At 63.9% G+C, this 15,232-nt stretch carries 18 protein-coding genes and 2 pseudogenes; 7 read left to right on the forward strand and 13 right to left on the reverse strand.

Annotated elements, in window-relative coordinates; translation table 11 throughout:
* Window positions 1-38 precede the first annotated feature (38 nt).
* Genes FCN77_RS13805 through FCN77_RS13820 form a run of 4 tightly spaced genes read right to left on the reverse strand, consistent with a single transcriptional unit; the run spans window position 39 to window position 2,047 of the window.
* Window positions 39-518 carry a YbaK/EbsC family protein gene (locus FCN77_RS13805; RefSeq protein ID WP_137322727.1) on the reverse strand — a complete coding sequence of 160 codons (480 nt, stop codon included), beginning with the start codon at window positions 516-518 and terminating at the stop codon, window positions 39-41.
* 3 nt (window positions 519-521) lie between these two features.
* Entirely contained in the window at window positions 522-1,388 is an 867-nt protein-coding gene (locus FCN77_RS13810) for an SURF1 family protein (protein WP_137322728.1), read from the reverse strand.
* On the reverse strand, window positions 1,389-1,649 hold the full coding sequence (locus FCN77_RS13815; protein ID WP_137322729.1) for a hypothetical protein: 261 nt from the start codon (window positions 1,647-1,649) through the stop codon (window positions 1,389-1,391).
* Window positions 1,646-2,047 (reverse strand): DUF3099 domain-containing protein, encoded by a 402-nt coding sequence (locus FCN77_RS13820; protein WP_137324770.1) that lies wholly within the window; start codon window positions 2,045-2,047, stop codon window positions 1,646-1,648. The genes FCN77_RS13815 and FCN77_RS13820 overlap by 4 nt, the downstream gene beginning before the upstream one ends.
* Window positions 2,048-2,217: 170 nt before the next feature.
* On the opposite strand from FCN77_RS13820, the gene fabG reads away from it, so the two are divergent.
* The 4 genes from fabG to FCN77_RS13840 all read left to right on the forward strand — a co-directional run bounded on the left by fabG (window position 2,218) and on the right by FCN77_RS13840 (window position 4,397).
* Window positions 2,218-2,943 carry a 3-oxoacyl-ACP reductase FabG gene (gene fabG, locus FCN77_RS13825; protein ID WP_137322730.1) on the forward strand — a complete coding sequence of 242 codons (726 nt, stop codon included), beginning with the start codon at window positions 2,218-2,220 and terminating at the stop codon, window positions 2,941-2,943.
* Between the two features lie 158 nt (window positions 2,944-3,101).
* Window positions 3,102-3,518, forward strand: coding sequence for an Hsp20/alpha crystallin family protein (locus FCN77_RS13830; RefSeq protein ID WP_137322731.1), 417 nt, complete (start codon window positions 3,102-3,104; stop codon window positions 3,516-3,518).
* Between the two features lie 201 nt (window positions 3,519-3,719).
* Complete coding sequence (locus FCN77_RS13835; RefSeq protein ID WP_137322732.1) at window positions 3,720-3,974, forward strand: hypothetical protein; 255 nt, start codon at window positions 3,720-3,722, stop codon at window positions 3,972-3,974.
* A 9-nt stretch (window positions 3,975-3,983) separates the two neighbouring features.
* Window positions 3,984-4,397, forward strand: coding sequence for a response regulator transcription factor (locus tag FCN77_RS13840; protein ID WP_137322733.1), 414 nt, complete (start codon window positions 3,984-3,986; stop codon window positions 4,395-4,397).
* A 67-nt stretch (window positions 4,398-4,464) separates the two neighbouring features.
* Here the strand turns inward: FCN77_RS13840 and FCN77_RS26950 are convergent, their stop codons facing one another.
* On the reverse strand, window positions 4,465-4,719 hold the full coding sequence (locus FCN77_RS26950; RefSeq protein WP_368074275.1) for a dihydrofolate reductase family protein: 255 nt from the start codon (window positions 4,717-4,719) through the stop codon (window positions 4,465-4,467).
* Window positions 4,720-4,824: 105 nt separating this feature from the next.
* Window positions 4,825-5,031 carry a hypothetical protein gene (locus FCN77_RS26955; protein WP_254678555.1) on the reverse strand — a complete coding sequence of 69 codons (207 nt, stop codon included), beginning with the start codon at window positions 5,029-5,031 and terminating at the stop codon, window positions 4,825-4,827.
* Between FCN77_RS26955 and FCN77_RS13850 the strand changes: the two genes are divergently transcribed.
* Window positions 5,030-5,587: a VOC family protein gene (locus tag FCN77_RS13850; RefSeq protein WP_254678556.1), complete on the forward strand. Its 558-nt coding sequence runs from the start codon at window positions 5,030-5,032 to the stop codon at window positions 5,585-5,587. The genes FCN77_RS26955 and FCN77_RS13850 overlap by 2 nt on opposite strands.
* A 195-nt stretch (window positions 5,588-5,782) precedes the next feature.
* Here FCN77_RS13850 and FCN77_RS13855 read toward each other — a convergent pair whose 3' ends face one another.
* From FCN77_RS13855 to FCN77_RS13885, 6 genes and pseudogenes are all read right to left on the reverse strand, one after another.
* A complete protein-coding gene (locus tag FCN77_RS13855; protein ID WP_254678557.1) occupies window positions 5,783-6,523 on the reverse strand; it encodes a hypothetical protein in 741 nt (246 codons plus the stop codon).
* Window positions 6,524-7,211: 688 nt separating this feature from the next.
* A pseudogene (locus FCN77_RS13860) lies at window positions 7,212-8,088 on the reverse strand (transposase); the annotation flags it as partial.
* 37 nt (window positions 8,089-8,125) lie between these two features.
* A complete protein-coding gene (locus tag FCN77_RS13870) occupies window positions 8,126-10,630 on the reverse strand; it encodes a site-specific integrase (RefSeq protein ID WP_137322736.1) in 2,505 nt (834 codons plus the stop codon).
* The gene (locus FCN77_RS13875) at window positions 10,627-11,889 is read right to left on the reverse strand and encodes a site-specific integrase (protein WP_137322737.1); all 1,263 of its coding nucleotides are present in this window, start codon (window positions 11,887-11,889) and stop codon (window positions 10,627-10,629) included. The genes FCN77_RS13870 and FCN77_RS13875 overlap by 4 nt, the downstream gene beginning before the upstream one ends.
* An 86-nt stretch (window positions 11,890-11,975) precedes the next feature.
* Window positions 11,976-12,266, reverse strand: a pseudogene (locus FCN77_RS13880) (transposase); the annotation flags it as partial.
* 340 nt (window positions 12,267-12,606) lie between these two features.
* Window positions 12,607-13,056 (reverse strand): hypothetical protein, encoded by a 450-nt coding sequence (locus FCN77_RS13885; protein ID WP_137322739.1) that lies wholly within the window; start codon window positions 13,054-13,056, stop codon window positions 12,607-12,609.
* Window positions 13,057-13,319: 263 nt separating this feature from the next.
* On the opposite strand from FCN77_RS13885, the gene FCN77_RS13890 reads away from it, so the two are divergent.
* A complete protein-coding gene (locus FCN77_RS13890; protein WP_254678558.1) occupies window positions 13,320-13,769 on the forward strand; it encodes a DUF5956 family protein in 450 nt (149 codons plus the stop codon).
* Window positions 13,770-14,225: 456 nt separating this feature from the next.
* Window positions 14,226-14,492 carry a hypothetical protein gene (locus FCN77_RS13895; protein WP_137322741.1) on the forward strand — a complete coding sequence of 89 codons (267 nt, stop codon included), beginning with the start codon at window positions 14,226-14,228 and terminating at the stop codon, window positions 14,490-14,492.
* A gap of 173 nt (window positions 14,493-14,665) precedes the next feature.
* On the opposite strand, the gene FCN77_RS13900 is transcribed toward FCN77_RS13895, so the two are convergent.
* Complete coding sequence (locus FCN77_RS13900; RefSeq protein ID WP_137322742.1) at window positions 14,666-15,055, reverse strand: DUF5655 domain-containing protein; 390 nt, start codon at window positions 15,053-15,055, stop codon at window positions 14,666-14,668.
* Between the last annotated feature and the right edge of the window lie 177 nt (window positions 15,056-15,232).

Below are 15,232 nucleotides of genomic sequence, written 5' to 3' on the forward strand. Positions count from 1 at the left end.
CGCTATTGCGTCGGTCACCGACCAGCTAGGTTCAGTCGTCAGCGCACCTTGAGTTCCGTTGCGTCGGTGATCCTGTGCAGATCTTTGTAGGTGATGGAGAACATCGAGTTGTGGTCTCCGGCTCCTGCCCAGAGGAGATCGTGGCTTTTGAGTGACTCGTCCAGCAGAGTTCTGATCTTTTCCGGGTGTCCGACCGGGGCTACGCCGCCAACTTCCTGACCCGTGTGCTTGAGGGCGAACTCCGGGGAGGCGCGGCGGATCTTGCCGGCGCCCAGCCGGGCGGCGACCTTGTGGACGTCCACCCTGGCCGCGCCGCTGGCAAGGATGAGCAGCGGGGTACCTGCAAGGTCGAACACCAGACTGTTGGTGATCGCCGCGAGATCGCAGCCCAACGCGGCGGCCGCAGCTGCCGCCGTCGGGACTCTTGAATCGAACACCGTCACGGTGTCCTCGGCGCCCAAGGCGGTGAGGGCCTGCTTCACGTTGGCCACCGGTCCGGGAAAGGCATCAGGGCTCATCGCTTAGTACCCCTGGGCGTCCAGGATCGCATCTTCTTCTTCCTCCGCAGTGGGATTCTTCCGCTTCCGGGGAACCGGACGACGGCGTGCTGCCGCCATTGCGTATTCGGGCGCACCGTCCGCCACGGCGTCCTCGGCGTCGATCTCCGCGTTGCGTGCCTGTTGACGGGCTGCATAACCGAAGCCGACAAACATCAGCACGCCGAAGGCGAACCATTGCAGCGAATATGACAGGTGCGTACCTTCCTCCACGGAAGGCTTCGGGAAGGGGGACGGCGTCGTGGCGGCTGCCGGCGTCTCCGATGCGATCTGGCCGTAGGCGCCGGTCAGGACCGGGTAGCCGAGCTGGGCGGCGTAGGCCGGCAGGTCGATGGAAGCCAGCTGGCCGTCCGGGGCGCCGCGCTGGAGTTCCGGCTCGCCCGGCTTCAGGCGCACGATCACAGTAACGTCGCCAGCGGGCGCTTCAGGTACAGAATCGGGGCGGCCGGGGGTGTTGTTCCCGATGGGGAGCCAGCCACGGTCCACAATGACGGACTGGCCCGTGGTGAGTTTGAAAGGAACCACCACTTCATAGCCGGGCTGGCCGTTCAGCGGGCGGTTGCGCACCACCCGTTGGCCCGCGACGTCGTAGCGTCCGTGCAACTCCACCTGGGTCCATTCCTTGTCGGCGTCGAGCCTGGAAAACTGGGGTTCGGCTTCAGCGAAGGAAATCGGGGTGGCCGAGTAGTTGGATGTGACCCGGTTGATTTCCGCGAGGGTTTCTGCCCGCCGGTCCATCTGCCAGCGGCCCAGGAACACGCAGGCCGTGGCGAAGATCGCAGCCAGCAGCAGATAGCCCAGCCATTTGCTGGAAAAGAGGAAGCGGTACATTCAGCTGACCCTGCCTGACGCAGTTGCCGGATCCAAGGGCACGGTCTCTTTCCAGAGACCACGGGTCTGCAGGTAGTCTTCCAGCCACGGCCGGTGCTCGTCACAGGCAAGCCAGATCTTGCGTCGTTCAGGCGTGTGGATCTTGGGGTTGTTCCACAGCAGCTGCCAGCCGGCCCCGGACCGGCAGGCCTTCCGGGAGCACCTGGCTGCAGCCGTTTCCGCAGGTGCTGTGTTGCCTCCGGCCAGGTCAAAAATGTTCATGAAGGTGCCCGTTCCTGGCCGTTGTTATCGTCTTCGTCCTCGATGAGTTCGCCCTGCAGAACTGTCGGCCCCTCGTCCGGTGCGGCCACCGGCGATTCCGACGCTTCGAGCTCGGCCAGCGGTACGGAGTCCAGCAGGTAGTCGCTGTGAACTTCCGCCTTGTCACTCCCGTTCGCGATGACCACGGCAATCCAGGGCAGGAACACCGCGCCGGCAATCGGTATGACCTTCAACCAACCGTCAACCACGAACACCAGGATCAGGCAAACCATGCGGATGCTCATCGCCACGGCGTACTTAATCATCCGCACGCGCATCTCTTCCGAGTGGGCAGTTGCTGCATCCGTGATGCTGTGCACCTGAGGGTCACCGGAGACGTCGTCCGGTTCACCGGGCATCGAATGTCCGGGTCGTTTTGCAAGTGTCACGGCTGTTTGATCACGCTCCCAAGGCTTAACCCAATTCTCTCACCCTCCACAGTGCCGCCCAAACGGAGGCTAAGATCGGAGGCAGTAAAATTCCACCTCTTCACAGCGGTGCCCCGTGCCGCAGAATCCCGGAGCAACACATGACTGAAGCAGCATCAACCGGCCGCAGCGTTCTGATCACCGGCGGCAACCGTGGCATCGGCCTGGCCATTGCCGAGGCTTTTCTTGCCAACGGTGACAAGGTCGCCGTGACGTACCGCAGCGAGTCGACGCTTCCGGAGGGCATCCTTGGCGTCAAGGCAGACGTCACCGACGAGGCGTCCGTGGATGCTGCCTTTGCGGCTGTTGAAGCGGCCCATGGCCCGGTTGAAGTCCTGGTGGCAAACGCGGGCATCACCAAGGACACGCTGCTCATGCGCATGAGCGAGGACGATTTCACGTCTGTCATCGACACGAACCTGACCGGCGCCTTCCGGGTCATCAAGCGGGCTTCCAAGGGCATGATCCGCATGCGTAGGGGCCGCGTGGTTCTGATTTCCTCCGTCTCCGGCCTGTATGGGGCCCCCGGGCAGATCAACTACTCCGCTTCGAAGGCAGGCCTCGTGGGGATCGCCCGGTCGCTGACGCGCGAGCTCGGGGGCCGCGGTATCACGGCCAACGTGGTGGCGCCCGGCTTCATCAACACGGACATGACGGCCGAGTTGCCGGAAGCTACACAAAAGGACTACCTGTCCAAGGTGCCCGCAGGGCGTTTCGCCGAAGCGGCTGAAGTGGCGAACGTGGTCCGCTGGATTTCCAGCGATGAAGCCGCCTACATCTCCGGCGCCGTCATTCCTGTAGATGGCGGACTGGGCATGGGCCACTAGCCGCCCGCGCCTTCCTCCGGGCATGCCGCCTCCGGGCTTTGCCTACGACGGGACCTTGTGCCCATTACACGCCCCCGTGCCGGGTGTGTAATGGGCATACCGGCCGGTACCGGATCCGGGAGGGCCAACCCGTGGGGAACAAGACAGAAGGAGCAGTCATGGCCGATATCAACAAGTGGTCGCCTTCGGACGTCCTGGAACCGATTCGGCGGTTCCTCGACGGAGACCTGACCATGTCGTCAATCCGCGTAGAACAGTTTCTGGACGGCAGCACGCTCGTGGTGCGGGCGGAAGTGCCCGGCATGGATCCCGAGACGGACGTTGACGTCTCGGTCGCCGACGGCCTGCTCCACATCAAGGCTGCGCGCGAGGAAAAATCCGAACACAAGGATAAGACCGGCTACCACTCGGAGTTCCGCTACGGCTCGTTCGCCCGCAGCATCTCCCTGCCGCCGGGAGCCCGCGAAGAAGACGTCACGGCCTCGTACAAGGACGGCGTCCTCGAAGTCCGTGCGCCCGCACCTGAGCAGGCTCCCGCGTCCGGAACGCGCAAGATCCAGATCAACCGCAGCTGAATACAGGTTATAAAACTCCGTCCGGAACGGCGGCCCCTGGGAGCCCCTCACCTGGAGGGCGACGAATGATCTTCACAGGGCACCTGGGGACAGGCAGGGAGAAGGCTGTGGGCGGGCACAAATAAATCCTCATGCGGAAACTTTCGGGCAACCCCGGGCGTGCACTGTGTAAGCACCGAACGCTTCGCAAAGGACTTGATCATGCCCGTAGATAAAAACACCGTCGTCCACTCCTGCCATGAGCTTACGGCCGGAGATGAGATTGTGGCCCGCAGTATGGGTTCCCTGGTCCACCGCGGACGCGTCGCCGAGAGGGTCCCGGACCATGGGCTGTTCTGGATCATGGACGAGCTCTCCGGCGGTCGCCGCCTGCTCGACATGTCTGACCTTGAAATCGTCCGGGTGCCGAGCGCGGCCATCCCGGCGAACACCAACACGGAGCAGACTGCCGACTGAACCGCCGTCATGGCTAGAATGGAGCCAAAATCAACAGCCGGGGGCGCCATGTCGAGGGGAATCTGCCTTGTCATCGAGGATGACGAGGACATCGCTGGCCTGATCAGTCACATTTTGACGCGCGAAGGGTTTGACGTCCGTTCGGTCCGGACGGCTTCTGCCGCACTCCACCAGCTACGTGGCATCAACCCGGTACTAATCACGCTGGACTTGGGACTGCCTGATCTGGACGGGCTGCAGATCGCCAAAACCCTCCGCGAACTCAGCACGGCACCAGTACTGATGATCACCGCGCGCGCCTCAGCCGGCGACCAGTTCAACGGTATGGCGGCCGGCGCCTCCGCCTACCTCGTCAAACCGTTCCGTCCCAAAGAACTCAAGGACGCCGTCGCGAGTCTCTGCCCGGCCCGCAGCACCACGTAGCGCGCTGGGAACGATTCGAACACGAGAATGCTGGCAGCGGCTTCGATGACAAGTGCGGGCTTTCTGTTTATTTCTTGATCTCGTAGCGCAGAAGTACCACGCCGTTTTCGAACGGGGTGGCCTCGAGAAGGCTCAGATCTTGCCGATCCTCGAATACGCGCTTTCCCTTGCCGCGTGTCGTCGGGCAGACCCGCATCTGGACTTCGTCAACGACGCCGGCGTCCATCAGGGACTGCATGAGTTTCAAGCTTCCCCACAGCCAGATGTCCTTGCCGCCCTGCTCCTTGAGTTCCCGGATGGTGGCGGCCGGGTCGCGCGTCACGGTGGCGGCGGGAAAGTCGCCCCAGGGGGCGTCATCCAGCTTCGACGAGGCGACGAACTTGGTGAGGTTGTTGAGCTTCTCGCCGTATTCACCTTGTTCTTCGGCCTACGGCCAGTAGTCCTTGGACTGGGCGTAGGTGTTCGCGCCGAGAATCATCGTGTCGACCGAGTCGATGAACCCCATCACGCTTGCCTTGAACGCACTGGTGTCCGTCTCGGAGAAGGGCTCCCCTGACACGAAGCTGAGCCCGCCGTCCTCCTCCGCGGCGATGTCGTCGACGGTAACCCACTGCTGGACTATCAGTTTTCGCATGGCGCCAACAGTAGTAATACGCTGGCGCACAATCAACGCGCCCCAACTCGTAGCGCTGGTCCGGGCCATCGCGGTGTTCGTCTACGGCAAGAATCCTCGGTCCCCTACACTGGGTGGCATGACGATCCACCGGATGGACCACGTCGGCGTTGTGGTCGAGGATCTCGCGGCTGCAATCGCGTTCTTCGTCGAACTGGGCCTGGAACTGGAGGGCGAGGCAGCAGTCGAGGGTGAATGGGTGGACCAGCTCGTCGGGCTGCACGGCGTCCGAGCGGACATCGCCGTCGTGCGAACACCGGACGGCCACGGCCGGGTCGAGCTGTCGACGTTCCACACACCGGTAGCCACCAGCAGTGCGCCGAGAGCGCCGATAAACACCCCGGGCATCCCTCGCCTCACGTTCGTCGTCGACGCCGTCGACGACGTCCTCGACCGCCTGCGCCCCCACGGCGCCGAACTCGTGGGCGAGGTGGCGCAGTACGGGGACATCTACCGGTACGGCTACGTCCGCGGCCCCGACGGCATCATCATCGGGCTGGTCGAGGAGCTCCGCTGAACGACACTCCGAGCATCGGCATCGCTAGCCCTGGGGGCAGCCTCGGGGAGGGACACGGGCGTCTCCAGCTAGATGAGCTGCCGCGCTTCATCCGCGACGGCAACACCCCAGTGGTGCACAGCATGGACCGGCCGGCGCGGAACCTGGATGACCTCCGGCGGATGAAGGGATCCGGCGACCCGGTCAAGTTGGGGTTCAGTTGATGTTTCGGGGGGCGCGGGCCAGGTGCATTCGCGCGCGGGGTGGAACCTTCGCAGGGTCCACTGTTTGCGCCGGCGAAGGAATGGGAGCGGTCTGCGGGGGCGTCGGCGGGATGGTCGGGCAGGTGACGTTGTAGTCGAGGGAGGCTGCGGTGAATTGGGTCAGCGTGATGGTCCCGCCGGGTGTGATTGGACCGGATGCGCAGTTCGCCCGCGCGGACGCCGTCGAGGCTGCTCCGGGGATCCAGTTCTTGAGCCTGTTCAGGTTGCTGCCCGAATCAATGCTGCGGGCAATTTCTCCGAACTGGTAGCCGGTGGAGTAGATTCCGACTTCTGCCCCGATGCTCTGCAGATATGCGGTCATGCCCTCCAGATCGGCCGTGTTGGTCGCGGTTTCGGGTGACCAGCTGTTCCCGGTTTCCACGTCCAGCCACCACAGATGGTGCGCCGGATCGGGGACGCCGCGCAGATTAGCATCGTCGAAGGCCATGGCGTAGCCGTAAGTGTAGGCACAGGCCGCAGTGGAAGTGCCGTCGCACATCCCGTAGGGGTTGGAAACCTCCACCCCGCCATAGGCGTTCGATGTGGGCCACCACCAGGGTCCGTCCGGGCCCGGATTGGCGGTGTTGACGTACACCGGAACCGGGGTCCCGGCCACCGCATCCGCCGTGCCGGCGGCCCAGGCCAGCTGCGTGAGCAGACAGGGATTCGTCGTGTCCGGCCGACCGCCGTTCACGCCGATGACAGCGAACTCAGCGGGCTTCGGAAGATCAGTGCCGCACTGTGGCCAGGAGATGTCATTTCCTAGCGCCGCGGCATCCGGAGGCGGGATTCCCGGAGCATCGTCGGCGGCGTGGGCTGGGCCGGCTTGCCATCCGAACAGAAGGCAAGCAAGGACTAGAATTTTTGCGCATTTCACAACCGGACCCCCCTTCCATGGGCTGGCAGCGGCCCACTTCGAAGCCTAGAAGTACCGACGATGACGGTCACGGGTGGTCGCTACTGGACTTAGCCACGTGGTTCCGGACCGGACACGTGTCTCCTACTTGTTCCTCGGGCTGCCGGGCGACACTTGGCGGACCAATCTGCCCCGATTGTGGCGCAGCCGGGGCACCGGGCAGGTGCACGAACCGGGGCCAGTCGACCTGGAGATTCTCGCCCGTGCGATAAAAGACCTCAAAGCCCCGAGGAAGCCACCGGGGCGTGAATACTGACCCTGACTTTGCCATTTCACTGCCCATTACGGTGGCGTCCCAGTTCCCCAGAAGTGGAACGCCCAGTCGTAGCACTTCTGTCAGTTTCCGAAGTCGTCTGCACGCGGACCAGGACCGGGCCCCGCCGTCCTGCTGCGAATGCAGGGGCAGGGGTCCTGGCAGCCCCGGGGGTTCAACGAAGGCCCGCCTAATACGAAAGTCGTCGGTGACTCAGGCTGCGGTGGCCGGGGTGATGGTGACGTCGAAGCCGAGGCTGTTGAGTTTTTTGATGGCGTTGTTTTTGGCTTTGATCGGGTCCAGGCGGGTGAAGTGGTCGGCGCCGGGATCGGCGTAGCATTCGCCTTCGGCGAGCAGGTGCCAGGCCGCGGTGAGGATGGAATGTTCGATCGCGACGATGGCTTTCATCGGGCCGCGGCGGGCGGCGATACGCCGGTATTTGGCGGCCAGGTACGTGTCCTTGCTCCGGGAAGCGGACATGGCCGCGGTGCCCAGGGCTGCTTTGAGGTATTTGTTGCCGGGCAGGATGTGCGCTGATTTGATCCGGCCGGCTGATTCGTTGGAGCCGGGACAGACTCCGGGGATGGTGGCCAGGAATTCCCTGGCGGCACGAAAGGGTGTCATCGCCTCCTCGATCCGGCCGGTGAGCGCGTCGATGATGCGGGACTGGGCATCGATCCGGCCGGTGAGCGCGTCGATGATGCGTGACTGGGCATCGATCCGGTCCAGGTGCAGCCTGGCCATGAACGCGTGATGCTCGCGGAACCGGCCTGTGAGCGCGTCTACGAGTTCGGGGATTTTGGAGTGCAGGGTTCCCTTGGCGAATCCTGCGAGGATTTCCGGGTTGCGTTCGCCGTTGATGAGGGCTTCGAGCATGGCCCGGGAGGAGACCCCGGTCAGGTCCGTGACCACGGAGGAGAGCTTGATGCCGGAGCTCCAGGCGCTGGATTTCCCGGGTCCGGTCACGGGTGGCGATGGACCGGGCCCGGGTCAGGTCCCGTAGTTCACGGATCGGTTCGGGCGGGACGAAGGAGGCCCGGAGCAGGCCGTGCGCGGCGAGCTGGGCCAGCCACGCGGCGTCGGAGACGTCTTCTCCGAACTAAGAAATTGCGGGGAAATTGTCCATATTACTGTCCGTTTCGGGGGCCGGGTGGGCTGATGTTGGTGCGGCCGGCGGCTTGGGTGAAGGTGGGCATGCCGAGTTGGGTCGTGTTTCGGCGCTCGGTTATTTGGTCCATTTCGGCAAGTTTGGCTTGGGCCCCTGCGAGGCTGACTTTGAGGCCTTCGGCTTCTCCGAGCCAGCGGTGGGACTCGGCTTCGGCGATGCGCTCAATGAGGTTATCGCGGATCTGTGCCAGACGGGTTCTGGCCGTGGGATCGGGCCGCAGCAGCGGGCAGCGCAGGCAGCTGTGCTCGTGGATGCAGGGCGTGTCGTAGGAGCGGCCGCAGTCACCGATGGAAACCTTCCGGTGTTCGAAGTGGCCGATGAACTCGGCCCATTCCTCGTCGGTGGGGGTGCGGTATTCCTGGCTTGGACGCAGCGCGCGGCGGCGGGCGATGAACTCACGGTGGCCGTTGATGACTTCTTCGGGGTAGACGGCCTTGTATCCCATGGTGGTGTTGATGTCGCGGTGTCCGGCGACGAGTTGGGCGATGTGCGGTGGCATGCCGTGCATGATCGCATCGGTGATGAAGATTCGGCGGAAGTCGTGGAAGGTGTAGCGCATCGGGCTGCCGGCGCCGTCCTTGATGCCGAGTTCTTCCAGCGCGTGGTCCAGGTATGTGCGTAACGCGGTTTCTGAAACTGCCCGGTTGTCCAGACGCCGCCGCCATTGGAACAACAGGGGCAGGGGCTGGTTGTAGACGCGTTCGTTTTTGTCGTAGGACACTACCGGCGAAACATGCGGTTGCCCGGCGCGGATCCGGGAGACGATCTGGGAGAGCACGTCGGCGAGTTCGGGTGAGATGACCAGTATTCGCTCGGCGTCGGTCTTGGAAGGGGCGATCTGCAGCAGAGGAACCAGTTCCCCCGTGTCGGGCAGCCGGTATTGGATCAGGCTGTGGTGTGAGAGCTCACCGAGCTCTTCGATGCGGATACCTGTGTGGCGCAGCACCTCGACCATGGCCCAGGTCCAGAAACCACGATGCTCTCCGAAGGTCAGATCGCGGCGTGGTCCGCCCTCCGGGTCCTCGGCCCAGACCCGGCATGTGGCTTCGGTCTTCATGGCCGTGCGGCGCAAAGTTTGGCCTGCAGCGGTGAAAAGTTCACCGGCAGTGGTGCGTTCGCCGGCGGCGAGCAGGTCACTCGTGCGTGCCCGTTCGGCCTGCACCCACGAGACCAGCGCCGGCAGCACCGGCAGCCGTTCGCGGGTGCGTTGGTCCGTGCGTGATTTACGGGCCAACCGTTCTTTTTTGTGGGAGACATCGGTGGCGCTGACCGGGCAACGCACCGCCCACGGACCCCACCGTGCAGGGTCGTCATCGGCCCATTCGGCCAGGTCCAGGTAGAAGGCGCGCACGGCAGAAAAGACGCTGCGCCCATCCAGCCGTGCCGACGTCCTTTGGATCTGCTCCCCGCTGGCAGAGGTGCTGGTGCGGGCGCGGGTCATGACCCGCTTTTTCCATGACGCGGCGACCTCGGACGAGAACTTCAGTGAATCGATCCCTGGCTGGTGGGCTTCCAGGTCGGCCCAGAACAATTTGCCCAGCAGGTAGGCGGTGCGTTGCAATGAGGAGAAGTCCATCGCCATTTGGCGTTCCCGCAGGTAATCCACGAGCACGTCCCGGACCGGTCGGCACTTGATGTTGTAGCGGTCGATCAGCTGCTCGCACGTCGGTTGCCCGTTGCCGGAAAACATTTCAATGGCGGCGGGCGCATCCTCGCCCCAGACATGGTGGCGCAGCAGTTGATAGAACAGCGGGCTGCGCGCATTTGTCTGCAGCCGGGTACTGGTGCCGATACCGGTGACCGTCGCGAGCAGCTCAACGCAGTCTCCGACCCTCACCGCCGCGACCGGGCCTCCCTTGGCGGCCATGATGACTGCGATCCGAGTCAGGGCCTGTTGGCTGGTTTGCAATTCCACGTGTGCTTCGGTGCAGGCCTGGTTCAAGTCGGCGAACGCCTTGCTATCGCGGGTGCGGGCCATCTCGGTGGTCAAACTCCGACGCGCCGGGGCGAAACGCAACAGCCAGTCCAGGCCGGGACGGATCACGTCAGCGCAGATCAGCACCATCAGGCCGATGCTCAGGTGGGGTGCCGGCTCACCAGGAGCGTTCCGCCCCCGGCCGGCGGCCTCGCCGATGAACAAGTCCCGCCAATCGCGGGCAGCCTCCGCGCCGCTGGCCTGCCACCGTTGCTGCCAGTTCCCGCCGGGGAAATCGGCCAGCCAGCCCAGCACTGCCAGCACTCCCGTCCGGCGGATCCGCTGGCTGTTCGGATTCTCTAAGCTGAACGGTGCAGCGAGCACGCGGGCCAGCACCGCAGAACGATCATCACAGGTCGAAGGCCACGACGGGTCAACCCCGCGCGCGGGGAACGCGGCCATCAGCTGCGCCCCCGTTTGCGTTACTGCAGGGGCCGTGGCCGCACCACTGACCACCGGCGGGGCGAGTAATTGTTCGCTGCCCGTCATGGCTGGTTCCCTCCGAAGAGGATCTGCAGGCTCTCGGGACGGTAACCGGCGGCAGGTGTGGGCACCGGATCACGCAGGAGCTGCCGGGCATGAAAGGCAAGCACTCCGGCAATCACGTCCTCGGTTACCGGGTTCAAATACCGCTGCGTGGTAGACAAAAATGCATGACCCAGGACCCATTGGACGTCGGTCAACGGCATCTTCGGATCCCGGGCCATCCGGTAGGCGGCCGTGTGGCGAAGGTCGTGCAGGGACCAGTCCGTGCCCAGCGATGCATTCACCCGATCGAACATCGCCCGCGCCGCGTCATAGGTCAAGGCACGGAACGGGCGCCGCAACGTCCACCACAATGGTTCATCCCTGCCCGGCGGAACCAGGTCCGACACTTGTGTTTGATAGAGACGCAGCCAGACGAACGCGTCCGGCGCGGCAGGCAATGGCTGTAACGCACCGGTGCCCTTGCGCAGCACGGTGATCAATTGCTGCCCGGGATCAACGTCAGCCACCGTGGCCCCAAGCAGCTCCGAGGCCCGGGCACCTGTCGAGACCCAGAACGCGACCAGCGCCCGGTCCCGATGCGAGCCCAGCTGGGCGAACAACTGATCGAACTGGTCATCGGGGATCGCCCGTGGGGCCCGGGTCACGACCTTGGGCCGATAGCGGCCGCGGCGCTGCCCGGAAAACGGTTCCATCGGGTTGTGATGCGCCCGCGCGCGGGTGCCTCCACGGGCGCGGGCCAGGGGGAACGGGTTGAGCATCGGTCCGGTGCCGGCTTCCAAGTGGAAATCGTAGAAGCCGCGCAGCACGCTCTCGCAATGCGCAACGGTTACCGCGGCATATCGGTCGCCGTCCGGGGCCTTGCTCGGCCCCGGGATCTCCTTTCCAGCACCGGGTGTCCCGTCGGAACCCGGGCCGCCGCCATCGGGGTACCGCCAATGCGGTCGCACCGGCTTGAGCGCCACCTGCAGCCAACGGCAGAAATCACGCGCTTCGACCTGGGTTGCCTGATCCCACGCCAGCTCGAGGGCCGAGAGGAATCGAAACCAGCGCAATAAGTCCATGCCATATGACCGCAGTGTCGTCGCTGGCCGCCCGCACGCCACCAGCTCGGCGAAGAATGCCGCCGCCGGCCTTATCGTCTCTCCGGCGCCGTCAACCAGCCGATACGGTTCGAAGGGACTGCCGGTTGCCTCCAGCGAACCCGACGGCGGCACCACCAGCCCGGACAGTACCCGCGGAACGTTCTCTTCGTTGCCCATGAGAACAGAACCTAGCCGACGCAAACCGGCGCCGCCCACGGTTCTCCCGGGTGGACCCGGTTAGTTCGGTTAACACGTCGGTCTTCACCCGGGACGTTCCTGGCATCCCGGGCGTTGACCAGCATCATGTCCAGTTCGTCGTCTTCGAGCAGGTAGAAGAAGGGCCGCCAGTAGTCGCTGGTTGCTTCCATCACGACCGTGGTGACGTGCTCGTGTTCGAGGAAGTCCCGTAGCTCCAGGATCTGCCTTGTGGTCGCACCCCAGGTGGTCACCGTTGAGGTGTAGGTTCCGGCTCGGGCGCCGGGGACCCGGAGACAGACCTTCGCGTCGCGTTTCGAAATATCCATGCCGACCGCCCGGTCGTGAACTGTGTCCATGACCGTTCCTCCTGACACCTTGAACCGGTTTGGGTGTCTACCGCGGGGAGGACAGGGAAAATTCAGGAATCTAACACTCGTGCCCAAAGCAACAATCCACGGTTCCCGTGGAAGTCCTCCACGCCACGCTAACCGGCAGGCTCACCAACAGCACCAAGTACGGACCGGCGTCGACCGTGGCAGACACCTCCATGATCGGCCCTCACCCTGAACCGTAACCAGAGCCCCGCGGCGGGCAGACCCCGCACTTTCTCCCATCACGGCGCGACAGCGCCGCTGGGCCGCTAACCGGCTGAGGAAGCGATCCGAGGGCAAAGCAATGGAACTGATTCGGGGCACACTAGCGAAAGGGTAGCTCTGTGCCGTGCCGGAAAGGCAAGACTCCTTGGGCGGGCGTCATTGTGAACCACTCGCTGCCCTGCTCGGTCGCAAAAATGATGACTCTCTGATCAGTATCCAGTGGGTCGCCGTCCGGGTAGGACTCGCCTCCCGTGCAGGTCTGGGGCATGGACGAAATGCGGAGGTTCACATCTCGGGGGTCACCTTTAAGTACGCGCTCGACTTCTACAAGGTGGGTCGTGGCCTTGTAACCGTAAATGCTGGTCTCACCAACCTTGCCTACAGACTTTCCGACGAGCACCATGCCGGACTTGTCGTATTGGTCTTGAGGGGTCTCGAACCGGACCCAGTCGACGCACGTTTCGGTGCCACCGCTTGGAATGATGCTGCACCCGGTTCCAAAAACGGTCACCAAAAGCCCTACCTGCGCCAGCGCTACAAGCTTCCCCATGACATGAAGCTACGCGCAGTCGAGAATTCGGACTACTGAAATCTTTCAGTTGGGATGGAAACGAGACCGACCAGCCGTGATTCACTATCTTCCCGTTATGCGTGGCTTTCGTCCTCGACCAGTCCGTCTTCGGCGGATAGGATTATATGCGCAGCATTCGTCTCCCCAATATTGGACCCATGGGCAGGACCGGCACCTTTCCGGGCCCGACAGGGGGCCGGGTTCGATTTCCTGATTTCCTTATGCGATGGAGAATGGCGGGTATGAACAAGGACCCGTGGGCATCCCCGGAACTTACGGAAGCACCCGCCGGTTGGATCCTCGCCACAGAAAATGGCTGGGGCGCCCTAGTCCTGTGGGCAGCAGGGCAGGGTAACTTCGTGAGGATCCCCCTCGCTGACCGCAGTCGCCAGGGCATCATCGTCCACCAGTTCCCGGACGGCAGCGAACGACGTACCCGGTACGTGCCGACGGAAGCCGACCTGGATTCGATTGACGACGACATCGATACCTACCTCGCCGATGCCGAACTTCCTCCCAGGCCCAGGGGCTATGACTGGTTCATCCGGCCCCCGGACGCAACCCTGGGAGAGGACGCCTTCTGGAGCGCCATCTGGGCCGCCACCACTGCGGCACTATCTGGTGAGGCAGTGCGTCCCTCAACAATGAAGGACCCCGTAAAGGAGGTATTGACCCGCATGTATGTCCGCTGAGTCCCGCCAGGGTGCGGAACCCGGTGCTGACCGAGCAGCCCCCGAACACGTAGTGTTCGCTTCATGGTTGCGTCCGGGGGAATCAGCAGTCATGGAGTTCGCAGCGGAGCGATGCTTTCGGTTGCCTGCCTCGCCGTAGCCGCCGTGACTGCGGCATGTGGATCGGCTCCGTCTTCAACCCGAGCGGACCAGGCAAACGCCGGGCCGGCTACCGTCACGACTGCACCCTCTTTGGCCGCCGAACTGTCGCCGGGCATGACTCTCGCGCCTGTTCCGCCCGCGCCTCCTGCTCCTGCGGGTCACGGCGTCGATGACTGTTTAGGACAAGGTCCGAAATACGCACCAACCGCTGGTGTGCTGGAGTGCCACTACTTCACTTCCGGTTCCCTGATCCCCGCCACCGTACCCAGCGGTCCGGGGTTGAGCTCTGGCGACTACGCTGTAAGGTTCGCCAACGTGGGCGGCAGTCCCTGGATGTCCGTGCGGATCCCGCGCGCGTCCTATGCGCTCCGGGTCAGCATTGTCGGCCAAACAATCACGCCTGATCCGGCGACAATGAAGAGTTCTGTCGGGACCTGCGACTTCCCGTGGGACGAGGAACAGAAGCGGATTGCAAAGTATGTCCAAGAGCCGCTCCAGTCTGTGGAAAAGGATGCCGGCATCGCGCTGCACAACTCTGAGTGGGGAGTCACTCTCTTCAGGACGCCATATGAGACCTACTAGATTTGAATATTCCCATGCGCTGCTCGTCCCCAGCTGGAGCACCAAGGGACCCACGCGTTCAGCAAGATCCTGGTAGGTCAGGACGAGGTCAGCCATGCGATCGCCTGCCTATGGCCTCTGCGGGCACGATCGGCGGCAAAGGCCACCCGACCGGTAAGGACGGGAGCTGCCCGTCACAAAGGCAGTCGGCCCGCCGCTTTGCGCGCTTCCTCAAGCCAGCCGGCCACCTCGTCGTCGAGGTCTGCCAGGGAGCGCAGCTCCAGGTGGTGCATCCACACCCCGGGCGCCGGATTGACCACTTCCTTGAACCTTTCCGACGCGATGCGCCGTGGCAGCGCGATCGAAAGCACCGCGGGAACGTTGGACCTGACATAGCGGGCGGGCCACCATATGTAGGCAAAACCCCGCCGGCCGCGGAAGGCCACCTGGCTCTTGGTGGCGCGCATGGTGGACGGCGGCAACCCCGCCACAATCCGTTCGACGCCGCGACACAGTTCCAGCCCCAGCGGAGAGCCGCTGAAGACATCTTCCGGGGTGGACTCTCCGGTGGAACCACCGTTCAAGACGCACCGACTGTTAGGGGGTTCTGCAGATTCATGGCCGCGAGCCTACGCCGTCCAGCACGTGCCAACAACAGCCCCCACCGGCAGGAACTAGCCTGAGTCCGCTTCTTTGTTGACGTTAAACAACTGAAATCATCCGGTCCGCTGGCATGATGGATGGCAGACCCACAGATTTTG

The organism is Arthrobacter sp. 24S4-2 (assembly GCF_005280255.1).
Classification (GTDB): Bacteria; Actinomycetota; Actinomycetes; order Actinomycetales; family Micrococcaceae; genus Arthrobacter.

Coding starts and splice junctions, on each gene's coding strand:
- FCN77_RS13840 (WP_137322733.1), top strand. CDS start 3,984: ATGGCTAGAATGGAGCCAAAATCAACAGCCGGGGGCGCCATGTCGAGG.
- FCN77_RS13810 (WP_137322728.1), bottom strand. CDS start 1,388: ATGTACCGCTTCCTCTTTTCCAGCAAATGGCTGGGCTATCTGCTGCTG.
- FCN77_RS13875 (WP_137322737.1), bottom strand. CDS start 11,889: ATGGGCAACGAAGAGAACGTTCCGCGGGTACTGTCCGGGCTGGTGGTG.
- fabG (WP_137322730.1), top strand. CDS start 2,218: ATGACTGAAGCAGCATCAACCGGCCGCAGCGTTCTGATCACCGGCGGC.
- FCN77_RS13870 (WP_137322736.1), bottom strand. CDS start 10,630: ATGACGGGCAGCGAACAATTACTCGCCCCGCCGGTGGTCAGTGGTGCG.
- FCN77_RS13830 (WP_137322731.1), top strand. CDS start 3,102: ATGGCCGATATCAACAAGTGGTCGCCTTCGGACGTCCTGGAACCGATT.
- FCN77_RS26955 (WP_254678555.1), bottom strand. CDS start 5,031: ATGCGAAAACTGATAGTCCAGCAGTGGGTTACCGTCGACGACATCGCC.
- FCN77_RS13885 (WP_137322739.1), bottom strand. CDS start 13,056: ATGGGGAAGCTTGTAGCGCTGGCGCAGGTAGGGCTTTTGGTGACCGTT.
- FCN77_RS13890 (WP_254678558.1), top strand. CDS start 13,320: ATGAACAAGGACCCGTGGGCATCCCCGGAACTTACGGAAGCACCCGCC.
- FCN77_RS13805 (WP_137322727.1), bottom strand. CDS start 518: ATGAGCCCTGATGCCTTTCCCGGACCGGTGGCCAACGTGAAGCAGGCC.
- FCN77_RS13850 (WP_254678556.1), top strand. CDS start 5,030: ATGGCGCCAACAGTAGTAATACGCTGGCGCACAATCAACGCGCCCCAA.
- FCN77_RS13835 (WP_137322732.1), top strand. CDS start 3,720: ATGCCCGTAGATAAAAACACCGTCGTCCACTCCTGCCATGAGCTTACG.
- FCN77_RS13820 (WP_137324770.1), bottom strand. CDS start 2,047: ATGCCCGGTGAACCGGACGACGTCTCCGGTGACCCTCAGGTGCACAGC.
- FCN77_RS13815 (WP_137322729.1), bottom strand. CDS start 1,649: ATGAACATTTTTGACCTGGCCGGAGGCAACACAGCACCTGCGGAAACG.